Below are 23,105 nucleotides of genomic sequence, written 5' to 3'. Positions count from 1 at the left end.
GCTCTTGCTTTGGATCGCCGATCCGTGCACACTGATCTCAAGCGAGAGCAGTGCTCTCCCCATCGCCCCGGAGGACACCATGAACGCGCCCCAGCCGTACTACGTCCAGGCCGGCCCCCTCGGCATCCGCTTCAACGCCCTCATCGGCAAGCTCGCCCGCATGGGCATGAGCCTGGCCGGAACGGCGGAACTGTCGGTGCGCGGCCGCACCTCCGGCACGATGCAGCGGATCCCGGTGAACCCGTACCACCAGGACGGCGCCCAGTACCTGGTCTCCGCCCGAGGCCACTCCCAATGGGTCCGCAACATGCGCGCCGCGGGCGGCGGCGAGCTCCGCCTGGGCCGCACCGTGCACGCCTTCACCGTCACCGAGATCACCGACCCCGCCGAGCAGGCCGTCGTACTGCGCGGCTACCTGAAGAAGTGGGGCTGGGAGGTCAACCGTTTCTTCAACGGCGTCACCGCGAAGTCCCCCGAACCCACCCTCCTGGCCGCCGCCCCCGACCACCCGATCTTCCGCATCACCCTCACCCCCTGACCCACCCTCCCGAGCACCCCACCGCCCGCACCCCGCAGCCCGCACCCCGATGCTTCAGCCCCAGCCCCAGAAACGCGGAGGCGGCCTCACCGGTGACCGGTGAGGCCGCCTCGCTCCGTACCTCGGGGGGCGCCGTTGCCCCTACGGGGCGGCGACTTCGAGCCCGGGATCAGGACCGGGGCGATTCCCGGCCTCAGTCCTCGTCCCCACCCTGGGCCCTACCCAGGCCCGCACCCCTTGGGCCCGTGGCGGGCCCCGCCGCGCGCCCCGCCCCGGGCCTCAGCCCTTGGCCCCGCCCTGGGTGCCCTCCTGCTCCGCAGGTCCGGGCTCGGGATGGGTCCCGGCCGCGGAGGTCGCCTCGGCGGCGGCGCCGGTACCGGCCAGGTCCCGGTTCCGGGACTGCCGGGCGTCCAGGACGTGCAGCGCCTTGCGCGCCAGCGGGTACGTCCGCACCATCTCGGCGAGCGTCAGCGAGCCCCGCGCGATCCGGGCGAAGGCCAGCCAGGCCGGACGGAAGCCCGTGATCGCCGCGTGCAGCAGGCCCGGCTTGGCCTCGAAGAGTTCGAGCATCCGCTTGCCGACGCCCATCTCCACGCCCAGCCCCGCCTTGACGGCGAAGGCGTAGTTGAGGGCCTGGCGGCGCGCGTCCACCGCGTCCTGGGCCTCGGAGATCTTCACCGCCCACTCCCCCGCGAGCCGCCCCGAGCGCAGCGCGAAGGAGATGCCCTCCCGGGTCCACGGCTCCAGCAGGCCGGCCGCGTCGCCCGCGACCAGTACCCGCCCGCGCGAAAGCGGCGATCCGGGCTTCCGGCAGCGGGTCAAGTGCCCGGAGGAGATGGCCGGTTCGAAGCCGGACAGCCCCAGCCGGGCGATGAAGTCGTCCAGGTACCGCTTCGTCGCGGCGCCCTCGCCCTTCGCCGAGATGACCCCGACCGTGAGGGTGTCGCCCTTGGGGAAGACCCAGCCGTAGCTGCCGGGCAGCGGCCCCCAGTCGATGAGGACCCGGCCCTTCCAGTCCGCGGCGACGGTCTCCGGGACGGGGATCTCCGCCTCCAGGCCGAGGTCGACCTGGTCCATCTCGACGCCGACGTGCGCGCCGATCCGGCTCGCGCTGCCGTCCGCGCCGACCACGGCCCGGGCCAGCACGGTCTCGCCGTCGGCGAGGACCACCGCGACGGTCCGCCGGTCGGGCACAGACGCCCCGTGCTGTTCCACGCGCGCGACGGCCGTGCCCGTACGGACCGTGGCGCCGGCCTTCTCCGCCTCGGCGACCAGCGCCGCGTCGAACTCGGGCCGGTTGATCAGCCCGAACAACATCTGCTTCGAGCGCCGGGTCCGGGCGAACTTCCCGTCCAGCGAGAAGGTGACCGCGTGCACGCGGTCCTTGAAGGGCAGCACGAAACCAGGCGGGAGCGCATCGCGCGAGGGGCCGATGATGCCTCCGCCACAGGTCTTGTACCGGGGCAGTTCCGCCTTCTCCAACAGCAGAACGCGCCGTCCCGCGGTGCCGGCCGCGTGCGCGGCCGAGGACCCGGCCGGCCCGGCCCCGACCACGACCACGTCCCACACCTCGCCCACCTCGCCGGTGTCCCCGGCCGTCTGCGCGTCCGCCCCCTGAGCGGTCTGTCCTGCCGCCGCGTCGCGTACGTCGCCGCTGTCGCTCTCGTCGCTGCTCACGATGTGCTGCTGCTCCTGATCATGCGGTTCATGCCGTTGCTCCGATGCCGGGGGAAATCCTACGGCGCGAGATCGACTGCCCCGTTGTGCGAGGATCGGAAGAGTCTTTTGCCGTAGCCCGCATACGCACATCCCGCGCATGCGGGAGGCGTACGCACAACCCGTACACGTACACCTACACCAACGTCGCACCCAAGAGGAGCGTGCCCATGCCGTCTCATCCGATCGCCGATACCGTCGCCTCGCTGATGCCCCGCGCCAAGCAGGAGCTGTCCGAGCTGGTGGCTTTCCAGTCGGTGGCGGACTGGGCCCAGTTCCCCCAGAGCGAGAGCCGGGCCGCCGCGAAGTGGGTGGCCGACGCGCTGCGCACCGAGGGCTTCCAGGACGTGGCGCTGCTCGACACCCCCGACGGCACCCAGTCGGTGTACGGGTTCCTGCCCGGCCCGGCGGACGCGCCGACGGTCCTGCTGTACGCGCACTACGACGTGCAGCCCCCGCTGGACGACGCGGCCTGGGTCTCCCCCGCCTTCGAGCTGACCGAGCGGAACGGCCGCTGGTACGGCCGCGGTACGGCGGACTGCAAGGGCGGATTCATCCTGCACCTGCTCGCGCTGCGCGCCCTGAAGGCCAACGGCGGCGTTCCGGTGAACGTGAAGGTGATCGTCGAGGGCTCGGAGGAGCAGGGCACCGGCGGGCTCCAGCAGTACGCGACGGCCCACCCCGAACTGCTGGCCGCCGACGCCGTCGTGATCGGTGACGCGGGCAACTTCCGTACGGGCCTGCCGACGGTCACCGCGACCCTGCGCGGCATGTGCCTGCTGAAGGTCAAGATCGACACCCTGGGCGGCAACCTGCACTCCGGCATGTTCGGCGGGGCCGCCCCCGACGCGATGGCCGCCCTGATCCAGCTGCTGGCCTCGCTGCGCGCGCCGGACGGTTCCACCACGGTGGACGGGCTGGCCTCGGACGCGGTGTGGGAGGGGCTCCAGTACCCGGAGGCCGAGTTCCGTTCCGACGCGAAGGTGCTCGACGGGGTCGAGCTGATCGGCGAGGGCACGATCGCGGACCGGCTGTGGTCGCGGCCGGCCGTCACGGTGCTGGCCATCGACTCCCCGCCGCTGGTCGGCGCCACCCCCTCGGTGCACGCGAGCGCGGGCGCGCTGGTGAGCCTGCGGGTGCCGCCGGGCCAGGACACGGCGGAGGCGATCAAGCTGCTGGAGGCGCACCTGGTGGCGCACACCCCGTGGAAGGCGCGCCTGGAGATCGAAGTCGTGGGCCAGGGACAGCCGTTCCAGGCGGACACGGCCAGCCCGGCGTACGCCTCGATGGCGCAGGCCATGCAGGCGGCCTACCCGGGTCAGGAGATGCAGATCAGCGGCATGGGCGGCTCCATTCCCCTGTGCAACACGCTGACCGAACTGTACCCGGACGCGGAGATGCTGCTCATCGGGCTGAGCGAGCCGGAGGCGCAGATCCACGCGGTGAACGAAAGCGTCTCCCCGGAGGAGCTGGAGCGCCTGTCGGTCACGGAGGCGCTGTTCCTCCTCAACTACGCGGAGTCCAAGCGCGCCTGACGGCCTGCCGGCCTCGTAGCCGGCGCTCCGGTCCCCGGCGGCGACGTCCCTACGGCGGCTACGCCAGGAGCGGACCACGCTGACGGCGCAACCCGCGCCGTCGGCGCGGTCCGTCCCCGTACGTTCGGGTGATGGACCTCGTAGAAGTCATCCCCGACCGCCTGCACATGCTCCGCTTCCCCATCGGCCAGGCTTACCTCTGGCGCGACGGCGGGGCCCTGACCCTGATCGACGCCGGTCAGGCCGGTTCGGCGGACGCGATCGAAGGGGCGATACGTTCCATCGGGCTGCTCCCGGAGCGGCTGGAGCGGATCGTCCTGACCCACTGCCACCGCGATCACGTCGGTGCGGCGGGCGAACTCGCCGCCCGCTGGGGCGCGGAGGTACTGGCGCACGCGCTCGACGCGCCGGTGATCCGCGGGGAGCAGCCGGTCCCGGAGCCGGTCCTGCTGGACTGGGAACTCCCCCTCTACGCACATGGCCTGACGGCCCCTCAGGCTCCGCCGACCCGGGTGGACCGGGAGGTGAAGGACGGCGAGGTGCTCCCCTTCGGCGAGGGCGCGGTCGTCGTCCATGCTCCGGGCCACACCCCGGGCAGCATCGGCATCCACCTCCCGGCGCACGGGGTGCTGTTCACGGGTGACTGCGTCGCGGGCGTCGGCCACGTGATGCTCGGCGTCTTCAACGTGGACCGCGCCCTGGCCGTCGAGTCGATGCTGCGCCTCGCCGGCCTGGCCCCGTCGGTGGCCTGCTTCGGCCACGGCGGCCCCCTGACGTCCGGCGCCGCGGCCACCCTCCTCGCGGCAGCACGGGCGGCGGCGGCTCCGGCATCCTGATACGCACGGGGGCCCGGCCGGGCGCAGCCATCGGAGCACCCGGTTACGGAACCGCCCGGCCCGCCTCCAGGTACACCGCCCGGCCCCGTTCGCGGGCCCGCAGGGCCCACCGGAGCCGCTCGTAGCGCACCGCGGGCAGCAGGTCCGCCGCCTCCTCCTCCGTCACGAACCGCCAGGCCCGCAGCTCCGGTCCGGGCAGCCGCAGCCGCCCGGTCTGCTCCGGCGACAGCCGGCCCCCGTCGAAGAGCAGCCGCAGGCCGCCGTAGCCCGCCGGAGGGCACGGCTGCTCCCAGTCGACGACCAGCAGCTCCGGGAGGCGTTCCAGTACGAGCCCGAGTTCCTCCTCGACCTCCCGTACCCCCGCGCACGCCGGGGCCTCCCCCGCTTCTACGACCCCGCCGGGGAACTCCCAGCCCGGCTTGTACGTCGGATCCACCAGCAGCACCCGGTCCGCGTCGTCGAAGAGCAGCACCCCGGCCGCGACCGTCTCGCGCGTCGGCTGCGGGGTCTGCACGATGTCGCAGACCCGGGCCGTGCCGGTGCGTACGGCCTCGGCGATCCGCTCGGCCGTCTCCCGTACGGTCAGGGCGCCGTTGTCGATGACGTGCGCGTCGGCCGCCAGCCAGCCCAGTGCGTGCTGGTAGGCCGGGATGTGGTCGTAGGCCCACTGCCGCACCCGCAGGTCCACGTCCTGCGCCGCCCCGGGCTCCTCCCGGGTGGCGATCCGCTTCCGCAGGATCGTTTCCTCCGGGGCGAGCAACACGTGCCGCACCGCGATCCTGCGCGCCGCGAGCCCCCCGAAGATCTCGTCCCGGTACTCCTGCCGCAGCAGCGTCATGGGGACCACCAGCACCCCGCCCAGCTCCGCCAGCATCGCGGCCGCCGTGTCCACGACGAGCCGGCGCCAACTCGGCAGGTCCTGGTAGTCGGACACCTCCGCGAGGCGTTTGCGCGGCAGCAGCACGCGCAGCGCGTCACCGATGAACTCCGGGTCGAACAAGGTGCTCTCCGGCAGGAGGCCGGTCAGCTCGCGCGCTGTGCTGCTCTTCCCGGCGCCGAAGGTGCCGTTGATCCAGACAATCACGTCTACCCCTCTCCCGATGCCCCCAGTGGCTTGCCCGCACCACCCTGCCACGGAAACCCCGGTGCTCCGCCGAGTGCTTATCCTCAAGGTCAGGGGCCCGTCCGCAGCGCCGGGCCCGCACCGACGCAGCGCCGCCCTTCCGGAGGTCCGACACCGTGCCGCACTCCCGCCGCCCGCCCGAGCCCCGCTACGGCAACCGGCCGACCATGAAGGACGTGGCGGCCCGGGCCGGCGTGGGCCTCAAAACGGTGTCGCGCGTGGTCAACGGCGAGCCGGGCGTCACTCCGGACACCGAGCAGCGGGTCCAGGAGGCCATCGCGGCCCTCGGTTTCCGCCGCAACGACAGTGCGCGCGTGCTGCGCAAAGGGCGCACCGCGACCGTCGGGCTGGTCCTGGAGGACCTCTCCGACCCCTTCTACGGGCCGCTCAACCGGGCCGTGGAGGAGGTGGCGCGCGCCCACGGCGCCCTGCTCATCAACGGCTCCAGCGACGAGGACCCCGAGCGCGAGCGGGAGTTGGCGCTCGCGCTGTGCGCGCGCCGGGTGGACGGGCTCGTGGTGATCCCGGCCGGGGACGACCACCGCTACCTGGAGCCGGAGATCCGGGCCGGGGTGGCCACGGTGTTCGTGGACCGCCCGGCGGGGCGGATCGAGGCGGACGTGGTGCTGTCCGACAGTTTCGGGGGCGCCCGCAACGGGGTGGCCCACCTGATCGCGGGCGGGCACCACCGGATCGGCTTCATCGGCGACCAGCCGCACATCCACACGGCGACCGAGCGTCTGCGGGGCTACCGCGCGGCCATGGCGGACGCCGGCCTGCCCGTCGCCGAATCCTGGATCTCCCTCGGCACGACGGCCCCGGAGCGCGTTTCGGCCGCCGCCCGGGCGATGCTGTCCGGCCCGGAGCCGGTCACGGCCCTCTTCGCCGGCAACAACCGCGTGACGGTCACGGCCGTACGCGTCCTCGCGCCGCTCCCCCGACCTGTGGCCCTGGTCGGCTTCGACGACTTCGAACTCGCCGACCTGCTGAACCCCGGCATCACGGTCATCGCCCAGGACGCCGCGGCCCTGGGCCGGGTGGCCACGGACCGCCTCTTCCAGCGCCTGGCGGGCGCCGACCTCCCCCCGGCCCGCATCGAACTCCCCACCCGCCTGATCCCCCGCGGCTCGGGCGAGCTCCGGCCGGCCGGCTGAGCGAGGGGCGGATAGCGGAGAGCGGGGAGCGGGAACGCCGAAGGCCCGGCCGGGGGCAGACCGGCCGGGCCTCGTACGGGGGCTACGCGCCTCAGGCGGTGGCCGTCAGGGTCGCCGAGCGGCGCGGGATGGCGAAGGCGTCGAGCTCCGCGCGGGTCAGGCCGGTCAGGGCGGTGACCTCGTCGGCGCCGACGGCGCCGCAGTCCAGGCCGCGGACCAGGTAGCCGGCCAGGGCCTTCGCGGTGGCGGGCTCGTCCATGACGTCGCCCTCGATCTTGGCGACGTACGCCTTCAGGCGCGCGGCGGCGGTTTCGAGGCCCTCGCGGTAGAAGACGAAGACGGCCGCGTAGCGGGTCGGCAGGTGCGCCGGGTGCATGTCCCAGCCCTGGTAGTAGGCGCGGGCCAGGGCGCGGCGGGTGAGGCCGTAGTGGAGCTTCCAGGCCTCGTGGACGTGCTCGGTGGTGCCGATGGGCAGGACGTTGGTCGAGCCGTCGGAGACGCGCACGCCGGTGCCGGCGGCCGCGACCTGCATGATCGCCTTGGCGTGGTCGGCGGCGGGGTGGTCGCTCGACTGGTACGCGGCCGAGACGCCGACGCAGGCGCTGTAGTCGAAGGTGCCGTAGTGCAGGCCGGTGGCGCGGCCCTTGGAGGCCTCGATCATCCGGGCGACCGCGGCGGTGCCGTCGGAGGCCAGGATGGACTGGCTGGTCTCGATCTGGATCTCGAAGCCGATCCGGCCCGGGCGCAGGCCGCGGGCGGTCTCGAAGGCCTCCAGCAGCTGCACGAAGGCCGTGACCTGCTCGGGGTAGGTGACCTTGGGCAGGGTCAGGACCAGGCCCTCGGGCAGTCCGCCGTGCGCGAGCAGGCCGGAGAGGAAGATGTCGGTGGTCCGGATGCCGCGGTCGCGGACGTTGGACTCCATGCACTTCATCCGGATGCCCATGTACGGGGCGTTCGTGCCGTTGGAGAAGGCCTCGGCGACGAGGCGGGCGGCGCGGGCCGCGGCCTGGTCCTCCTCCTCGTCGGAACGGACGCCGAAGCCGTCCTCGAAGTCGACGCGCAGGTCCTCGATGGGCTCGGAGGCCAGCTTGGCGCGGACGCGGTCGTAGACCGGTACCGCCAGCTCGTCGGAGATGCCGAGTACCTTGGCGAAGGTGGCCGCGTCCGGGGCGTGCTCGTCGAGGGCCGCGAGGGCCTGGTCGCCCCAGGTGCGGATGGTGTCGGCCGCGAAGACGTCACCGGGCACGTAGACCGTGTGGATGGGCTGACGGGTGCCGGGGTCGCCCGGGTAGTGGCGCGCGAGTTCCGCGTCCACCGGCTTGAGGGAAGCGCTGATGCCCTCGCTGACCGCGCCTGCGAGGCTCGTCGCCACCTTCTCCTGCTGACCCATCGTGCACTCTCCTCTTTTCCGCTTCACGGAATCTTAGATCCGCATTACAGAATTTAGTCACGGGGTTCCGCTCAGTCAATGGTCCCTCCGCCGTCCTGGGCAAACGACTCGGGGCCGTGCGGTGAGAAACACCACACGGCCCCGGAGACCACTTACCCGCAGGTCAAAGCCTGCGGCAGGGTTTTAGCCCTTGCGCGCCTTGATCTCGTCGGTCAGCTGGGGGACGACCGCGAACAGGTCGCCGACCACGCCGTAGTCGACGAGGTCGAAGATCGGGGCCTCGGCGTCCTTGTTGATCGCGACGATCGTCTTGGACGTCTGCATGCCCGCCCGGTGCTGGATCGCGCCCGAGATGCCGGAGGCGATGTACAGCTGCGGGGAGACCGACTTGCCGGTCTGGCCGACCTGGTTGGAGTGCGGGTACCAGCCGGCGTCCACGGCGGCGCGCGAGGCGCCGACGGCCGCACCGAGGGAGTCCGCGAGGGCCTCGATGATGTGGAAGTTCTCGGCGCCGTTGACGCCGCGGCCGCCGGAGACCACGATCGCGGCCTCGGTCAGCTCGGGGCGGCCGGTCGACTCGCGCGGGGTGCGGGAGGTGACCTTGGTGCCGGTGGCCAGCGCGCCGAAGGTGACGGCGAGCGCCTCGACGGTGCCGGCGGCCGGAGCGGCCTCGACCGGGGCCGAGTTGGGCTTCACGGTGATGACCGGGGTGCCCTTGGAGACGCGGGACTTGGTGCTGAAGGACGCGGCGAACGCGGCCTGCGTCGCGACCGGGCCCTCGTCACCCGCCTCCAGGTCGGTGGCATCGGTGATGATGCCGGAGCCGATGCGGACGGCCAGGCGGGCGCCGATCTCCTTGTTCTCCGCGGAGGAGGGGAGCAGGACGGCCGCCGGGGACACGGCGGCGTACGCGGCCTGGAGCGCGTCCACCTTCGGTACGACGAGGTAGTCGGAGAACTCCGGGGCGTCGGCGGTGAGGACCTTGACGGCACCGTGCTCGGCGAGCACGGCGGCGGTGGCCTCGGCACCGGCGCCGAGGGCGACGGCGACGGGCTCGCCGATGCGGCGGGCCAGCGTCAGCAGTTCGAGGGTGGGCTTGCGGACGGCGCCGTCGACGTGGTCGACGTAGACGAGGACTTCAGCCATGGGGATGCTCCTGCGAATGCGAAGTAGTCAGGGGGTATCGAGAGGTGACCGAAGCTCTAGATGAACTTCTGGCCGGCCAGGAACTCGGCCAGCGACTTGCCGCCCTCGCCCTCGTCCTTGACGATCGTGCCGGCGGTGCGGGCCGGACGCTGGGTCGCGGAGTCGACCGCGGTCCAGGAGCCTTCGAGACCGACCTCGTCGGACTCGATGTCCAGCTCCTCCAGGTCCCAGGACTCCACCGGCTTCTTCTTGGCCGCCATGATGCCCTTGAAGGACGGGTAGCGGGCCTCGCCCGACTGGTCCGTCACCGAGACGAGCGCCGGGAGGGAGGCCTCCAGCTGCTCGCTCGCGGTGTCGCCGTCGCGGCGGCCGGTCACGGTACCGTTGGGGCCCCCCTCGACCTTGACCTCGGAGAGCAGGGTGACCTGCGGGACGCCCAGGCGCTCGGCCAGGATCGCCGGGAGGACGCCCATGGTGCCGTCCGTCGAGGCCATGCCCGTGATGACCAGGTCGTACCCGGCCTTCTCGATCGCCTTGGCCAGCACCAGCGAGGTCGCCATGACGTCGCTGCCGTGCAGGTCGTCGTCCTCGACGTGGATGGCCTTGTCGGCACCCATCGACAGCGCCTTGCGCAGCGCGTCCTTCGCGTCCTCGGGGCCCACCGTCAGGACGGTGATCTCCGCGTCGTCGGCCTCGTCGGCGATCTGCAGCGCCTGCTCGACGGCGTACTCGTCGAGCTCCGACAGCAGGCCGTCGACGTCGTCACGGTTGACGGTCAGGTCTTCGGTGAACTGCCGGTCGCCAGTGGCGTCGGGCACGTACTTCACACAGACAACGATCCTCAGGCTCACGCCGGCTCTCCTACCGCATCGACATTTCTGGTACCGCCTTGTGCAGGCAGCATAGGCGCCATCTCGGGCCGTTCCCGACGGGGCGGCCCGCGCTCCGTCAGGAATGTTACTCGTCAGTACACAGCGGGTCCCGCCAGGTTGCAAGGGCGGTGAACTGTGATCTGGCCAACGCCGGTGGAACCTGCCCCAGCAGGGACGATTCAGTCCCTCAACGCGTTGAAGCGCCCCTGGTGGTACAGCAGCGGACGCCCCTCGCCGGCCGGGTCCCCCACGGGATCCCCCGCCGGGTCCCCGGCGACCGCCTCCGCGATGATCACCCGGTGCTCGCCGGCCGGAACCCGCGCCACGACCCGGCACACCAGCCAGGCCAGCACGCCGCCCAGCACCGGAACCCCGTGCGGGCCCGGCGCCCAGTCGGTCGCCGGCCCGAAGCGGTCGGCACCGTTGCGGGCGAACAGCCCGGCCAGCTCCGCCTGGTGCTCGCCGAGTATGTGGACCCCGAGGTACTCGCAGTCGCGTATCGCGGGCCAGCTGGAGGACCCGGTGCCGATGGTGAACGACAGCAGCGGGGGGTCGGCGGAGACGGAGTTGAGCGAGGTCGCGGTGAAACCCGCCGGCCGGCCGCCGCTCTCGGCGGTGATCACGGCGACGCCCGCGGCGTGCCGGCGGAACACCGAGCGCAACAGCGCGGGCGAGCCGGGCAGGCCGGCGCCGGTCCGTGGGGACGGAGCCGTCGGAGCCGTCATCAGGAGGTGCCCCGTCCGTAAAGCAGGAGTTCATACCGCATGTCGCAAGCGTGGCGATCTCCCGTGTACACAGTCAAGCCTGATCGGGCAGATGTAGGGCGCGTCACGCTGCGTGCGGGCGCATGTACCGGCTCACCGGACGCCCGCGCCGGCCGCAGCGGTCCCGGCCCGCCGCCGGTCGCCGCGTTCCGCCCCGGGTCACACGGCGGCGCCCAGGGCGGCGATCACGTCCGCCTTGCGCGGCATTCCGGCGGCCCGCCGCACGATCCGGCCGGCCGCGTCGAGGACCAGTACGGTCGGGGTCTTCTCGATGCCGAGGGCCCGTACGAGGTCCAGGTTCTTCTCGGCGTCGATCTCGATGTGGCGGACGCCCGCGACCATGGCCGCGACCTCGTCCAGGATCCGCCGGGTGGCCCGGCAGGGCTGGCAGAAGGCGCTGGAGAACTGCACGAGCGTGGCCCGCTCCCCCGGTTCGGCGCCCAGTTCGGCGATGCCCAGCCGGCCCTCGCCCCGACGCTCGCCCCGGCCCGCACCCTCGTCCCGCTCGCCTGCGCGCACCCGCGCCCCCGTCTCCGCCGTCACCTTGCCCGTACCGGCACTCGTCCATCATCCCGGTACGGCCGTACGCTGATCGGAGCGCCCCACGGACGCGCCGCATTCCCTGCGTGACGAGAATCTCGCCGGGCACGAGCGTCTGGGCTGGCCTGCGGCTCTCGTATGGGGCACGATCCCCCATGGCCGCGTACCTACGCTGCCGTAACTTCCGGCCGGGAGCACCTCCAGGCAGAAAGCGGGGTCTCCCCACCATGGCTGAGCTCGTCTACCCCCCGGTTATCGGTGCCGCGCACACCCTCTTCCGTGCGCTCGACGTCCGCATCGACATGAAGGGCACCGAGAACATCCCGCGCAAGGGCGGGGCCGTTCTGGTGTCGAACCACATCGGCTACCTCGACTTCATCTTCGCCGGGCTGACCGCGCGCCCGCAGAAGCGGCTCGTCCGCTTCATGGCGAAGGAGTCGGTGTTCCGGCACAAGGTGTCCGGCCCGCTGATGCGCGCCATGAAGCACATCCCGGTGGACCGCGCCCAGGGCGAGACGGCCTACCAGCACGCGCTCGACTCGCTGCGCTCCGGCGAGATCATCGGCGTGTTCCCGGAGGCGACGATCTCCCAGTCCTTCACGCTCAAGAGCTTCAAGTCCGGTGCGGCGCGCATGGCCCAGGAGGCCGGCGTCCCGCTGATCCCCGTGGCGCTGTGGGGGACGCAGCGGATGTGGACCAAGGGCCGTCCCAAGGACCTCAAGCGCAGCCACATCCCGGTGACGATGCGGGTGGGCGAGCCGCTGGAGGCTCCCTCCGACCAGTACGCCGGGGCCATCACCCGCCGGCTGCGCGAGCGGGTGCAGGAGCTGCTCGACGCCGCGCAGGCCGCCTACCCGGCCAAGCCCAAGGGCACCGAGGACTCCTGGTGGCTGCCGGCCCACCTCGGCGGCACCGCGCCGACCCCGGCGCAGGTCAAGGAAGCCGGCTGAGCCGTTCGCGCGGATCGCGGCCCCGCCCGTCCCCGAAAACCGCGATCCTTTCGCCCTACACCGGTATGGCGTAGCCTCGCAGCCTCTGCCACGTCCTCTGGCGAAAGGGGCCGGAATGCCGGGGCTCGGACGGTACTTGGCCGCGGCGCTGGCGGCCCGCTTCGCCTCCGAGGGCATGGGCATGGCCGTCGTACTGCTCGCCCTCCAGCGGACCGGGAGCGCGGCCCACGGCGCGTTCGTCCTGACCGCCTGGCTGGCCCCGCACGTGCTCGCGGCCCCGCTCGCGGGCGCCGCCGCGGCCAGGTCGCGCCGGCCCCGCCTCTTCCACGTGGGCGCCCTGGCGGGCTTCACCACGGCCGTGGCGGCGCTGGCGCTCCTGCTCGGCCGCGCCCCGACACCGGTGGTGCTCGCGGTGGCCGTACTCGGCGGCTCCTGCGGGCCGATGGTGACGGGCGGGCTCTCCAGCCTGGTGGCGGGACTGATCCCGCCCGGTCCCGCGCGGGACCGGGCCTACGGCTGGGACGCCTCGACGTACAACGGCGCGGCCGTGACCGCCCCGGCAGCGGTGAGCCTGGTCGCGGCCTTCGGTTCGGCCGGGCCCGCGATGGGACTGCTGGCCGCGTCCGGCGCACTGGCAGCGGCACTGGCGGCGACGCTCCCCTACGCGGAACCCGGCCGCGGGGCCACCCCCGGCGCACCCCGGGCCGGGATGGGCGCCGGGCTGGCCGCCCTGTGGCGGGTCCCGCAGCTGCGGGCCATCACCTCGGCCACGACCCTGGCCTTCCTGGGCCTCGGGGCGCTCACCGTCACCTCGGTCCTGCTGGCGACCTCGCTCGGCAGCCCGGGCGGCGGCGGCGTGCTGATGACCGCATTCGCCCTGGGCGCCCTGACCGGCTCGCTGACGCTGGGCAGGATCACGACCGTGCCTCCGGGCCGGCTCGCCCGCTGGGCCATGGCGGCGACCGGGGTGGCGCTGACCGTGGCCGCGTTCACCCCGTCCCTCCCGCTCGCGGCCGTGGCGTTCGCCGCGGCCGGGGTGTGCGACGGGCCGCTGCTGACGGCCACCCTGCGGATCCGCTCGGAGTTCGCGCCCGACGGGACGCGGACCCAGGTGTTCACCCTCGGCGCCGGACTGAAGGTGACGGCCGCCTCGACGGGCGCCGCCCTCGTGGGGCTCGCCGCCGATGTCCGGCCCTGGATCCTGGTGCTCGCGATCGCGGTCCTGCAGCTGGCCGCCGCCCTGCTGCACACCGTGGTGACGGCGCGCAGCCGCGTACGGGACACGACGGGCGCCGCCGCCCCGGCGGCTACAGCGCCGTCGGCAGGTTCCGCCACAACTGCGGCCGGTCCGCGGACTCCTGGAGCACCTTGAGCGTGGCCGGGTGCGCGGCCGCGTACAGCCCGGGGTAGTCGATCTCGCCGAGCTCCGGGCGTACGGGGAAGGCGAGTTGTTCGCGGTCGAGGACGAACTGGGCGTCCACACCCGGCTTGTTGCCCCGGGGGTCCACCCGGGACCACGTCCCGCTGCCGGGCAGGCGCAGCGCGACGAGGCCGTGGATGACGAGGTTCGCTCCCTGGTCGTCGCCCAGCAGCTGGTAGCAGAGGCCGGCCGGGATGCCCCGGGCGCGCAGCAGCGCGGTCAGCGCGTGGGACTTGGCGTAGCAGATCCCGTTGCGCGTACGGAGGACGTCGGAGGCGCGCCAGGCGACGCGGTCGTCCCCGGAGTCGGCGGAGTGCGGGATGGTGTCACGGACGAACTCGAAGGCCGCTTTGGCGTATGAATATGCATCGCCGGTGGCGGTCCACAAGGCGTCGGCCGTCTCCTGGACCAGCGGATGGCCGTGGTCCACCACGTCATCGGCGGCCAGGTAGGCGGCAAGGTCAGTATGCTCCTGGATCAATTCCATGATCCAGGAGCATACTCATGCATGGTTCTGCATGCCTATAGATTAATGGTGATGGCTGGACTGCCTAGCGGGCCAGCTCTTCCTTGAGGGCCTGGAGGAAGCCGTCCACGTCCTCTTCCTGGGTGTCGTAGCTGCACATCCACCGGACGTCGCCCGCGATCTCGTCCCAGAAGTAGAAGCGGTAGCGCTCCTGCAGCCGCCTCGAGACCTCGTGCGGGAGCCGCGCGAACACCGCGTTCGCCTGCACGGGGTAGAGGATCTCCACTCCGTCGGTCTCGCGCACCCCGGCCGCCAGCCGCTGCGCCATCGCGTTGGCGTGGCGGGCGTTGCGCAGCCACAGGTCCTTCGCGAGGAGCGCTTCGAGCTGCACCGACACGAAGCGCATCTTCGAGGCGAGCTGCATCGACATCTTGCGGATGTGCTTCATCTGCCGGACGGAGTCCGGGTTCAGCACGACGACGGCCTCGCCGGCCATCATCCCGTTCTTGGTGCCGCCGTAGGACAGCACGTCCACGCCGACCGCGTTGGTGAAGCTGCGCATCGGCACGTCGAGGGAGGCCGCGGCGTTGGCTATCCGGGCGCCGTCGAGGTGGACCTTCATCCCCTTGGCGTGCGCGTGCTCGCAGATCGCACGGATCTCGTCCACGGTGTAGACCGTACCGAGCTCGGTGTTCTGGGTGATCGAGACGACCTGCGGCATCGCCCGGTGCTCGTCCTCCCAGCCCCAGGCCTGCCGGTCGATGAGCTCGGGGGTGAGCTTGCCGTCCGGCGTGGGGACGGTGAGCAGCTTGAGGCCCGCCATCCGCTCGGGCGCACCGCCCTCGTCGACGTTGATGTGCGCCGACTCGGCGCAGACCACCGCGCCCCAGCGGTCGGTGAGCGCCTGCAGGGCGGTCACGTTGGCGCCGGTGCCGTTGAAGACCGGGTAGGCCTCGGCGTGCGGGCCGAAGTGGCCGCGGAAGACCTGCTGGAGGTTTTCGGTGTACTCGTCGTCTCCGTAGGAGACCTGGTGACCGCCGTTGGCGAGCGCGATGGCCGCGAGGATCTCCGGGTGGATCCCGGCGTAGTTGTCGCTCGCGAAACCGCGCACCGCCGGGTCGTGGTGCCGGCGGGCGTCGGTCCGCGCGGCGGACTTGCGTATCGCGGTCTTCACGGCACCGGCCTTCGCGGCACCGGTCTTCACGGTTGGGGGGTGAGCCACAGGCGCTGTCCGTTCACATCGGTGGCGGGCCGCTCCCAGACGCCGGCGATGGCCTCGGCCAGCTCCTTGACGTCGGTGAAGCCCGCGAACTTCGCAGTGGGACGCTCGGCGCGCATCGCGTCGTGTACCAATGCCTTGATCACAAGGATCGCAGCAGCGGCGCCCGGACCGTCCTCGCCGCCCGATTTGCGGAAGGAATCCGCCATCGCGAGGGTCCAGGCCTCGGCCGCCGCCTTGCCCGCGTTGTACGCGGCGTTGTTGGCGACCGGCTTGTGCGCACCGGACTGGCTGACCAGGACGTAGCGTCCGCGGTCGCTGCGCAGCAGCCCGTCGTGGAAGGCGAGGGTGGTGTGCTGGACCGTGCGGATGAGGAGCTTCTCCAGGAAGGCCCAGTCCGCGAGGTCGACGTCGGTGAAGGTCTTGCTGCCGCGCCAGCCGCCGACGAGGTGGACCAGGCCGTCGATGCGGCCGAACTCCTTCTCGGTCTGCTCGGCCCAGGCCTTGGTGGCGTCCAGGTCGAGCAGGTCGACGGTGTCACCGGTGATGGTGGCGCCGCCGTGGGCGTAGCGCGCGGCGTCCACGGCCTCCGCGAGGCGGCCCGCGTCGGCGTCGGAGGCGACGACCACGGCTCCCGCCTCGGCGAGGCGGAGCAGGGTGGCGCGGCCGGCGGGCCCGCCGGCCCCCGACACCGCCACTACCGCCCCGTGGAGCTTCCCGTTCCCGTTACCGGAGCCGTTCATCTGTGCAGCCTCCTGTGGGCGAGCGCTCACGCGGCGACCCGCGCGGCGGTCTCGCGTTCCGCGGCGTTCCCTGCCGTGATGCCCTTGGTCGAGGCGATCACGCCCTTGAGCTTCTTGGCCAGGGCCTCATAGAACATGCTCAGCGGAAACTCGTCCGGAAGCACGTCGTCCACGAGTTTGCGGGGCGGCTGCGTCAGGTCCAGGGCGTCGGGGCCCTTGGCCCACTTGGAGCCCGGGTGGGGGGCGAGGTACTCGGCGACCAGGTCGTACGCCTTGAACCAGTGGACGAGCTTCGGGCGGTCGATGCCGGCCCGGTAGAGGTCCTCGATCTCGGCGCAGAGCTGGTTGGTGACCTGCGGGGCGCGCATCCAGTCGATCTTCAGCTTGTTGTCCGTCCAGCGCACGACGTCGTGCTTGTGGAGGTACGCGAAGAGGAGCTGTCCGCCGAGGCCGTCGTAGTTGCGGGTGCGGTCGCCGGACACCGGGAAGCGGAACATCCGGTCGAAGAGGACGGCGTACTGCACGTCGCGGCCGTGCTCGTTGCCCTCGGACTCCAGCTTCACGGCCTCCTTGAAGGCGGTGAGGTCGCAGCGCAGCTCCTCCAGGCCGTACATCCAGAACGGCTGGCGCTGCTTGATCATGAAGGGGTCGAACGGCAGGTCGCCGTGGCTGTGGGTGCGGTCGTGGACCATGTCCCACAGGACGAAGGCCTTCTCGCAGCGCTCCTGGTCCTCGACCATCCGGGCGATGTCCTCGGGCAGCTCGATGCCCAGGATGTCCACGGCGGCCTCGGTGACCTTGCGGTACCGGGCGGCCTCGCGGTCGCAGAAGATGCCGCCCCAGGTGAAGCGCTCGGGGGCCTCGCGCACGGCGATGGTCTCCGGGAAGAGCACGGCGGAGTGGGTGTCGTAGCCCGGGGTGAAGTCCTCGAAGGTGATGCCGAGGAAGAGCGGGTTGTCGTACCGGGTGCGCTCCAGCTCGGAGAGCCACTCGGGCCACACCATCTTCAGTACGACGGCTTCGAGGTTGCGGTCCGGGTTGCCGTTCTGCGTGTACATGGGGAAGACCACGAGGTGCTGGAGCCCGTCGGCGCGCTGGGCGGCCGGGGCGAAGGCCAGCAGGGAGTCGAGGAAGTCCGGCACGCCGAAGCCGCCGTCGGCCCACTTGCGCAGGTCGCCGATGAGGGCACGGTGGTACGCCGCCGCGTGCGGGAGCAGCGGCGACAGGGCCCCGATGCCCTCGATCACGCGCTCGACCGCGGACTGGACGGTGCCGCGGGCGTGCTCGCCCTCGGCCTCGAAGTCGATGGAGCCGTCGGCCGACTGCCAGGGCCGGATCTCCTCCACGGCGGCCTTGAGCCCGGGCCACGCCGGGTGGTCGACCACCCGTACACCAGCGGTTATCACGGCACCGCCGGTACCCGGCACAAGAGTTTCCGTCATGTCACTTCCTCCACAGGAGAACCTCACGTCGGCACAGCGTAAGCGCGTGAGGCTCTTCCGCTCAAGAGGAGATCCGGGAAATTATCCTGCATCACCCCCGGTTCCACCGGAAGTCTTCCCGTTCTTATGGGTGGAGTCGATGACTTCGCCCAGTCGCACCAAGGTCTGACGGGCCTCTGGGAGTACGCCGGCCAGGGCGAGGAACCCGTGGAACATCCCGGGGCGGGAGTCGAGGGCCGAACGGACCCCGGCCCCGAGCAGCCGGTGGTGGTACGCCTCGCCCTCGTCCCGCAGCGGATCGCAGCCGGCGACCACCACGTACGCGGGCGGCAGCCCCCGCGGATCCCCGGCGAGCGGGGAGGCCAGCGGATGGCCGCCGTCGCCGTCGGGGCCGAGGTACTGCTCCCAGAACCAGCGCAGGTGCGCCGCGGTCAGGAAGTACCCCTCGGCGTTGCTCCGGTAGGACCCGGTGTCCTGGCCGGCGTCCAGGCACGGGTAGATCAGTACCTGGAGCGCGACGGCGGGGCCCCCGCGCTCGCGCGCCAGCAGGCAGGAGGCGGCCGCGAGGTTCCCGCCCGCGCTGTCACCCGCCACGACCAGCGCGTCCGGATCCCCGCCGAGCTCGTCGAGGTGTGCGCCGGCCCAGCACAGGGCGGCGTACGCGTCGTGGACGGCGGCGGGGAAGCGGGCCTCGGGCGCCCGCCGGTAGTCCACCGAGACCAGGACGGCGCCGGAGGCCCGGCACAGCGCCCGCGCGGTGGCGTCGTAGCCGTCGAGGTCGCCCAGGACCCAGCCGCCGCCGTGGCAGAACACCACGGTGGGCCGGGGACCGGGCCACCGCTCCGGGTCCGGGTAATAGACGCGTACGGGGACCGCCGGCGCCCCGGCCGGCCCGGGGACCTCCCGGTCCTCCACGGCCCCCACCACGGCCGGCCGGGCCGTCGCGGGCACGGCGGCGAGGATCCGGCGGGCCTCGTCGGCCTCGGTGACGCGGCCCCCGAGGTCGGGGAAGAGGGAGGCCAGCGCGTCGGCGTAGGGCCGGGCGGCGGGATCGAGCCGGTCGGCCGGGGCGGTTCCGGGCGTTTCGCCGCCCACGACCTCGTCGTCCACGGCCTCGTCGTCCACGGTTTCTTCGTCCACGGTTTCTTCGTCCACGGCGGCGGTCCTACGCCTGCTGGTTCGCGAAATGCGGGATGACCTTCTCGCCCCACTGCCGCAGGGTCTCCAGGCAGGCCTCCTGCGGCACGGTGCCCATCTGGATGAGGCACATGATCTCGTCGGCCCCCGCCTCCCGCAGCCGCTCCACGTACGCGATCGCCTCGTCCGCACTCCCGTAGGCGTGGTCCGCGTTGAAGGTGGCCGTGGCGGTGGGCCGGACCGGGATGTCCTGCTCGTGCAGCCGGGCCACCACCTGCTCGGCCGCCCTGCGCATCTCGGCCCCCTCGTCGGCGCCCGCGACCACCGCCTCGTCCGGCACTCCCGCCCCGCCGTACCAGTGGCCGATGGACTGCGCGAAGAACCGCTGCCCCCGGATCCCGATCCGGCGGGCCTCCTCGGGGTCGTCGAGCACGATGGTCGGGCAGAGCACCGAGAAGTGGTCGTTGACGGCAGTCGAGACGAAGCGGCCGCCGTCGCGGCCGGCGATCGCCGCGTCGTAGACGGAGCGCATCCCGGCGATGGACTCGGGCCCTGCGAATCCCATCACCAGCGCCCCCACGCCCAGTTCCGCGGCCTGCACCAGGGTCTCGGCCCGGCTGCACGCGAGGAACAGCGGCGGATGGGGCCGCTGGCTCGGCCGCGGCAGGATGGGGTGCGGATCGATGTCGATGAGCTCCCCGTGGTACTCCAGCTGCTCCTCCTGCCAGGCCTTCCCGATGATCCGCAGCGCCTCCTCCACCTCCGCCGTGGTGCGCTCCCTGTCCACCCCGCACAGCGAGGTCTCCTGTACTGTGCCGCCCCGCCCGGCCCCGAGGTCGACCCGCCCGCCAGAGAGCAGGTCGAGCATCGCGGCGCGCTCGGCGACCCGGACGGGGTGGTTGAAGGCGAAGGGCATGCACACGACGCCGTGGCCGATGCGTATGGTGTTCGTCCGTGCCGCGACGAAACTCAGAAAGATTTCCGGGGCGGACATGTGGGCGTACCACTTCAGGGAGTGGTGCTCGACGGCCCAGATCCGGTCGAATCCCATCTGTTCGGCGAGTACCGCCTGCTCCACGCAGTCACGGATGACCTGGTGCTCGCGCTCCACGGTCGGGTCGGCCAACTGCGCTTCGAAGATGACGGAGAACTTCACTTATGCCTCCAGGGTCGCGTCCCGTGCCCGGTCTCACTTCTATTCGAAATATGACTAGTAGTCAGGCGACGAAGAAGCAAGAGCTTCCACCGACCGCGTGGGCGGTTCTCGGTCTCCTCTCCTTCCCCGGGGAGCGGACCGGCTACGAGCTGAAGAAGTGGGCCGACTCCTCGCTGCGCTTCTTCTACTGGTCCCCGGCCATCAGCCAGATCTACGCCGAACTGCGCCGCCTCGAGGAGCTGGGCTACGCGGCCTCCGTGCGCTCGGGGCCCGAAGAGGCGCGGGCCAAGCGCCGCTACGGCATCACCTCCGCGGGGCGCGAGGCGCTGGCCGGGTGGGCCTCCGACGTGGCCGAGGCGGGGCCCCCGGTGCTCAAGCACGGGCTGCTGCTGCGGGTATGGCTCGGGCATCTGGCCGAGCCGGAGCGGCTGCGTGCCATGGTGACGGAGCATCTGGAGCGCACCACCGAGGAGTTGGCCTCCGTACGGGAGGCCATGGCGCACGCGGCCGCCGAGCCGGACTGGGCCTTCCCGGTGCTCGCCCTGCGCTGGAGCGAACGCCAGCACCTGGCCGAACTGGAGCTGACGCGGGCGCTGCTCGCGGACCTGGAGGGGCTGGAGGACCTGCTCGGGCAGGAACGTCAAGCCGGCGGGGACGCGCCCACCCCCGGGTGACCACGCGGATGGTGCCGGGAGTTCCCCCGGTTCCCGGCGGGCCCGTCGGGAAGCGGCCGGAGGGCGTTGCGGAGGCCCCCCAAAGGCGGTTTCATCGCTCGCGGGGCGCACTAGCATGCGCCTCACATCGCGCGCGGCCGGCCGGGACACCGCCGCCGCGCGGGGAGCCGCCGTCGACGGAAGGATGAGAACCTTGACTTTCCTCACCATCGGGCACCGCGGGGTCATGGGTGTCGAACCGGAGAACACGCTGCGCTCGTTCGTCCGCGCGGAACGTTCCGGCATGGACGTCGTCGCGCTGGACGTGCGGCTCAGCAAGGACGGCGCCCTCGTCGTCCTGCACGACGCCGAGGTGGACCGGACCACCGACGGCTCGGGAGCCGTGGCCGACCTGACCCTGGCCGAACTGCGGGAGCTGGACGCCGGGGACGGCGAGCACGTGCCCGTCCTGGACGAGGTCGTCGACGCGGTCCGCGCCCCGCTCCGGGTCCAGGTCCACGACCTCGCCGCCGTCGGGACCTTCGCGGAGCTGCTGCGTCGCCGCGATCTCACCGGCCGGGTCGAAGTGGCGTCCTTCCACGACGAGGTGATCGAGGAGGCGGCCCGGCTGGTGCCGGGCCTACGGACCGTGCTCTACGCGAACCAGACCCCGGCGGATGCCGGGGAGGTCGTCGCCCGGGCTGCCCTGGCGGGTGCGGAGACGGTGGCCCTCAACATCGGCCACCTCACCCTGCACACCGTGGAGTCGGCGCACGAGGCCGGACTGCGCGTGACGGGGTGGACCGTCAACACCCTGGAGCAGCTGCGGCTGGCGCGGGCCCTCGAACTCGACGGCGTGCTCACCGACTTCCCCGAGATCCGCTCCACGGGCCGCTTCACCGCCTGAGGACCGCGCACGGAGGGGCGGCGGCGGGACGCGGGCACCGCCCCTCCCCCGCCGCCCCGGCCGCTACAGCGTCTTGACCAGCAGCTCGAAGGCCAGGTCCTCGCGGAGCGGGACGCCGAACCGCTCGTCCCCGTAGGGGAAGGGGCTCATCTCGCCGGTGCGCTCGTAGCCGCGTCGCACGTAGAAGGCGATGAGCTCCTCCCGGACGTTGATCACGGTCATCCGCATCTCCTTGGCCGCCCACTGCTCGCGGGCGCGCCGCTCCGCCTCCTGCATGACCTCCTTACCCAGCCCGCCGCCCTGCTGACCGGGGCGGACCGCGAACATGCCGAAGTAGACGTGGTCTCCGCGGTGTTCGAGGTGGCAGCAGGAGACGATCCCGCCGTCGCGCTCCGCCACCAGGAGCATGCCCTCGGGGTGCGCGACGATCCGGGCCACGTCCTCGGCGTCGGTGCGCTGCCCGTCCAGGAAGTCCGCCTCGGTGGTCCAGCCGCCGCGGCTCGCGTCCCCCCGGTACGCCGATTCCACGAGCGCCACGAGCGCCGGGATGTCCGCCTCCACGGCGCTGCGGTAGGTCAGGGCGTGGGGGGCGGCGCTCGGCATCGAGGGCTCCGTTCTGCGCGAGGTGTGCGAGGTGCGTCGTGCGGTGGTCGCACAGAGCCTAACCTCGCCCGGCGTGATGGCCGCGTGAAGGGGGCATCTCTTCCGGTGAAGCCGACGAACCGGGAGGTTCCGCCGTGCACGGTCCCGCCACGTCCCTCTCCACCTCCGTCTCCGCCTGGCTCCTCGTCCTGCTCTGTGGGGTGAGCGGGGCCTACTGTCTGCGGCGCGCGGGAAGAGCCGGCGACGGAGCCGCGGCCGGGGAGGCGGCGATGGGGTTCGGCATGGCCGTGATGGCGGTGCCGCTGCGGCTGGGCGGCGGCTGGCAGGCGCCCGTGCTGGGCGCGGTCTTCTGCGGGGCGGCCCTGCACGCACTGTGGCTGCTGCGCGGCGGCCCGCACCACGCGCACCATCTGGTGGGCTCGCTGACCATGCTCTACATGGTGCTGGCCGCCGGGCCGGGCGCGGCATCGGGCTCCTCCGGACACACCCACGGGCCGGGCGCCGGACTGCCGCTGCTCACCGGCCTGCTGCTCCTCTACTACGCCGGGTACGTGGTGCTGGGCGGCGCCCGGCTGGTCACCGTCGGCGGCACGGGCTCGGCGGGTTCAGCGGGCTCGGCGGGCTCCGCGGACGGCACGGATCACACGGACGGCACGGGAGCCGCCGCCGGGCCGGCGGAGATGATCCGGGCCTGCCGACTGGCCATGGGAATCGGGATGTTGGCGATGCTGCTCACGATGTGAGGCCGCCGGCGGGGCGGGCAAACGTGTCCTGCGTCACCCTTCGCCCGGACCG

The 23,105-nt window shown here is 72.5% G+C and carries 23 protein-coding genes; 9 read left to right on the top strand and 14 right to left on the bottom strand.

Annotation, left to right across the window (positions count from 1 at the left end; all coding sequences use genetic code 11):
* The first annotated feature begins 79 nt into the window (after window positions 1-79).
* Window positions 80-538: a nitroreductase/quinone reductase family protein gene (locus ACIA8F_RS21650; protein WP_399380909.1), complete on the top strand. Its 459-nt coding sequence runs from the start codon at window positions 80-82 to the stop codon at window positions 536-538.
* Between the two features lie 279 nt (window positions 539-817).
* Here ACIA8F_RS21650 and ACIA8F_RS21645 read toward each other — a convergent pair whose 3' ends face one another.
* Window positions 818-2,107, bottom strand: a complete 1,290-nt coding sequence (locus ACIA8F_RS21645; protein ID WP_399381017.1) for a geranylgeranyl reductase family protein — start codon at window positions 2,105-2,107, stop codon at window positions 818-820.
* 317 nt (window positions 2,108-2,424) lie between these two features.
* On the opposite strand from ACIA8F_RS21645, the gene ACIA8F_RS21640 reads away from it, so the two are divergent.
* Complete coding sequence (locus tag ACIA8F_RS21640; RefSeq protein ID WP_399380907.1) at window positions 2,425-3,789, top strand: dipeptidase; 1,365 nt, start codon at window positions 2,425-2,427, stop codon at window positions 3,787-3,789.
* A 131-nt stretch (window positions 3,790-3,920) separates the two neighbouring features.
* Window positions 3,921-4,625 carry an MBL fold metallo-hydrolase gene (locus ACIA8F_RS21635; protein ID WP_399380905.1) on the top strand — a complete coding sequence of 235 codons (705 nt, stop codon included), beginning with the start codon at window positions 3,921-3,923 and terminating at the stop codon, window positions 4,623-4,625.
* Window positions 4,626-4,668: 43 nt separating this feature from the next.
* Here ACIA8F_RS21635 and ACIA8F_RS21630 read toward each other — a convergent pair whose 3' ends face one another.
* Window positions 4,669-5,709, bottom strand: a complete 1,041-nt coding sequence (locus ACIA8F_RS21630) for an NUDIX domain-containing protein (RefSeq protein ID WP_399380903.1) — start codon at window positions 5,707-5,709, stop codon at window positions 4,669-4,671.
* A 206-nt stretch (window positions 5,710-5,915) separates the two neighbouring features.
* On the opposite strand from ACIA8F_RS21630, the gene ACIA8F_RS21625 reads away from it, so the two are divergent.
* The gene (locus ACIA8F_RS21625) at window positions 5,916-6,902 is read left to right on the top strand and encodes a LacI family DNA-binding transcriptional regulator (protein WP_399381015.1); all 987 of its coding nucleotides are present in this window, start codon (window positions 5,916-5,918) and stop codon (window positions 6,900-6,902) included.
* 91 nt (window positions 6,903-6,993) lie between these two features.
* Here the strand turns inward: ACIA8F_RS21625 and ACIA8F_RS21620 are convergent, their stop codons facing one another.
* The 5 genes from ACIA8F_RS21620 to ACIA8F_RS21600 form a co-directional block, all read right to left on the bottom strand.
* A complete protein-coding gene (locus tag ACIA8F_RS21620) occupies window positions 6,994-8,292 on the bottom strand; it encodes a DUF6986 family protein (protein WP_250738901.1) in 1,299 nt (432 codons plus the stop codon).
* 183 nt (window positions 8,293-8,475) lie between these two features.
* A complete protein-coding gene (locus ACIA8F_RS21615) occupies window positions 8,476-9,438 on the bottom strand; it encodes an electron transfer flavoprotein subunit alpha/FixB family protein (RefSeq protein WP_250738899.1) in 963 nt (320 codons plus the stop codon).
* Window positions 9,439-9,494: 56 nt separating this feature from the next.
* Entirely contained in the window at window positions 9,495-10,289 is a 795-nt protein-coding gene (locus ACIA8F_RS21610; RefSeq protein WP_399380901.1) for an electron transfer flavoprotein subunit beta/FixA family protein, read from the bottom strand.
* A 200-nt stretch (window positions 10,290-10,489) separates the two neighbouring features.
* Window positions 10,490-11,035: a flavin reductase family protein gene (locus ACIA8F_RS21605; RefSeq protein WP_399380899.1), complete on the bottom strand. Its 546-nt coding sequence runs from the start codon at window positions 11,033-11,035 to the stop codon at window positions 10,490-10,492.
* Between the two features lie 198 nt (window positions 11,036-11,233).
* The gene (locus ACIA8F_RS21600; RefSeq protein WP_399380897.1) at window positions 11,234-11,593 is read right to left on the bottom strand and encodes a TlpA family protein disulfide reductase; all 360 of its coding nucleotides are present in this window, start codon (window positions 11,591-11,593) and stop codon (window positions 11,234-11,236) included.
* A 248-nt stretch (window positions 11,594-11,841) separates the two neighbouring features.
* Between ACIA8F_RS21600 and ACIA8F_RS21595 the strand changes: the two genes are divergently transcribed.
* Entirely contained in the window at window positions 11,842-12,564 is a 723-nt protein-coding gene (locus ACIA8F_RS21595; protein WP_382968335.1) for a lysophospholipid acyltransferase family protein, read from the top strand.
* A 115-nt stretch (window positions 12,565-12,679) separates the two neighbouring features.
* Window positions 12,680-13,936, top strand: a complete 1,257-nt coding sequence (locus ACIA8F_RS21590; protein WP_399380895.1) for an MFS transporter — start codon at window positions 12,680-12,682, stop codon at window positions 13,934-13,936.
* Here the strand turns inward: ACIA8F_RS21590 and ACIA8F_RS21585 are convergent.
* The 6 genes from ACIA8F_RS21585 to ACIA8F_RS21560 all read right to left on the bottom strand — a co-directional run bounded on the left by ACIA8F_RS21585 (window position 13,872) and on the right by ACIA8F_RS21560 (window position 20,147).
* Window positions 13,872-14,471, bottom strand: a complete 600-nt coding sequence (locus ACIA8F_RS21585; protein WP_399380893.1) for a transglutaminase family protein — start codon at window positions 14,469-14,471, stop codon at window positions 13,872-13,874. The genes ACIA8F_RS21590 and ACIA8F_RS21585 overlap by 65 nt on opposite strands.
* Window positions 14,472-14,535: 64 nt before the next feature.
* Window positions 14,536-15,612 (bottom strand): threonine aldolase family protein, encoded by a 1,077-nt coding sequence (locus tag ACIA8F_RS21580; protein ID WP_399381014.1) that lies wholly within the window; start codon window positions 15,610-15,612, stop codon window positions 14,536-14,538.
* A 38-nt stretch (window positions 15,613-15,650) separates the two neighbouring features.
* Entirely contained in the window at window positions 15,651-16,412 is a 762-nt protein-coding gene (locus ACIA8F_RS21575) for an SDR family oxidoreductase (RefSeq protein WP_399380892.1), read from the bottom strand.
* Window positions 16,413-16,438: 26 nt separating this feature from the next.
* Complete coding sequence (locus ACIA8F_RS21570) at window positions 16,439-17,854, bottom strand: DUF6421 family protein (RefSeq protein ID WP_399380890.1); 1,416 nt, start codon at window positions 17,852-17,854, stop codon at window positions 16,439-16,441.
* 81 nt (window positions 17,855-17,935) lie between these two features.
* Complete coding sequence (locus ACIA8F_RS21565; protein WP_399380888.1) at window positions 17,936-19,009, bottom strand: alpha/beta hydrolase fold domain-containing protein; 1,074 nt, start codon at window positions 19,007-19,009, stop codon at window positions 17,936-17,938.
* 10 nt (window positions 19,010-19,019) lie between these two features.
* On the bottom strand, window positions 19,020-20,147 hold the full coding sequence (locus tag ACIA8F_RS21560) for an LLM class flavin-dependent oxidoreductase (RefSeq protein ID WP_399380887.1): 1,128 nt from the start codon (window positions 20,145-20,147) through the stop codon (window positions 19,020-19,022).
* Between the two features lie 50 nt (window positions 20,148-20,197).
* On the opposite strand from ACIA8F_RS21560, the gene ACIA8F_RS21555 reads away from it, so the two are divergent.
* Entirely contained in the window at window positions 20,198-20,821 is a 624-nt protein-coding gene (locus tag ACIA8F_RS21555) for a helix-turn-helix transcriptional regulator (protein ID WP_399380885.1), read from the top strand.
* A 193-nt stretch (window positions 20,822-21,014) separates the two neighbouring features.
* Window positions 21,015-21,707, top strand: a complete 693-nt coding sequence (locus tag ACIA8F_RS21550; protein ID WP_399380883.1) for a glycerophosphodiester phosphodiesterase — start codon at window positions 21,015-21,017, stop codon at window positions 21,705-21,707.
* Between the two features lie 63 nt (window positions 21,708-21,770).
* Here ACIA8F_RS21550 and ACIA8F_RS21545 read toward each other — a convergent pair whose 3' ends face one another.
* Entirely contained in the window at window positions 21,771-22,310 is a 540-nt protein-coding gene (locus tag ACIA8F_RS21545; RefSeq protein WP_399380881.1) for a GNAT family N-acetyltransferase, read from the bottom strand.
* Between the two features lie 134 nt (window positions 22,311-22,444).
* Between ACIA8F_RS21545 and ACIA8F_RS21540 the strand changes: the two genes are divergently transcribed.
* Complete coding sequence (locus tag ACIA8F_RS21540; protein ID WP_399380880.1) at window positions 22,445-23,053, top strand: DUF5134 domain-containing protein; 609 nt, start codon at window positions 22,445-22,447, stop codon at window positions 23,051-23,053.
* Window positions 23,054-23,105: the final 52 nt, after the last annotated feature.

This window comes from Streptomyces sp. NPDC051563 (assembly GCF_044454225.1).
GTDB lineage: Bacteria > Actinomycetota > Actinomycetes > Streptomycetales > Streptomycetaceae > Streptomyces.
Note: the sequence above shows the minus strand (reverse complement) of the source record. Positions and strands in the feature narration are given on the sequence as shown.

Excerpts from the sequence above, each read along its gene's own strand:
- ACIA8F_RS21650 (WP_399380909.1), top strand. The coding sequence starts at position 80 with ATGAACGCGCCCCAGCCGTACTACGTCCAGGCCGGCCCCCTCGGCATC.
- ACIA8F_RS21640 (WP_399380907.1), top strand. The coding sequence starts at position 2,425 with ATGCCGTCTCATCCGATCGCCGATACCGTCGCCTCGCTGATGCCCCGC.
- ACIA8F_RS21635 (WP_399380905.1), top strand. The coding sequence starts at position 3,921 with ATGGACCTCGTAGAAGTCATCCCCGACCGCCTGCACATGCTCCGCTTC.
- ACIA8F_RS21625 (WP_399381015.1), top strand. The coding sequence starts at position 5,916 with ATGAAGGACGTGGCGGCCCGGGCCGGCGTGGGCCTCAAAACGGTGTCG.
- ACIA8F_RS21620 (WP_250738901.1), bottom strand. The coding sequence starts at position 8,292 with ATGGGTCAGCAGGAGAAGGTGGCGACGAGCCTCGCAGGCGCGGTCAGC.
- ACIA8F_RS21615 (WP_250738899.1), bottom strand. The coding sequence starts at position 9,438 with ATGGCTGAAGTCCTCGTCTACGTCGACCACGTCGACGGCGCCGTCCGC.
- ACIA8F_RS21605 (WP_399380899.1), bottom strand. The coding sequence starts at position 11,035 with ATGACGGCTCCGACGGCTCCGTCCCCACGGACCGGCGCCGGCCTGCCC.
- ACIA8F_RS21595 (WP_382968335.1), top strand. The coding sequence starts at position 11,842 with ATGGCTGAGCTCGTCTACCCCCCGGTTATCGGTGCCGCGCACACCCTC.
- ACIA8F_RS21590 (WP_399380895.1), top strand. The coding sequence starts at position 12,680 with ATGCCGGGGCTCGGACGGTACTTGGCCGCGGCGCTGGCGGCCCGCTTC.
- ACIA8F_RS21585 (WP_399380893.1), bottom strand. The coding sequence starts at position 14,471 with ATGGAATTGATCCAGGAGCATACTGACCTTGCCGCCTACCTGGCCGCC.
- ACIA8F_RS21575 (WP_399380892.1), bottom strand. The coding sequence starts at position 16,412 with ATGAACGGCTCCGGTAACGGGAACGGGAAGCTCCACGGGGCGGTAGTG.
- ACIA8F_RS21570 (WP_399380890.1), bottom strand. The coding sequence starts at position 17,854 with ATGACGGAAACTCTTGTGCCGGGTACCGGCGGTGCCGTGATAACCGCT.
- ACIA8F_RS21555 (WP_399380885.1), top strand. The coding sequence starts at position 20,198 with ATGACTAGTAGTCAGGCGACGAAGAAGCAAGAGCTTCCACCGACCGCG.
- ACIA8F_RS21545 (WP_399380881.1), bottom strand. The coding sequence starts at position 22,310 with ATGCCGAGCGCCGCCCCCCACGCCCTGACCTACCGCAGCGCCGTGGAG.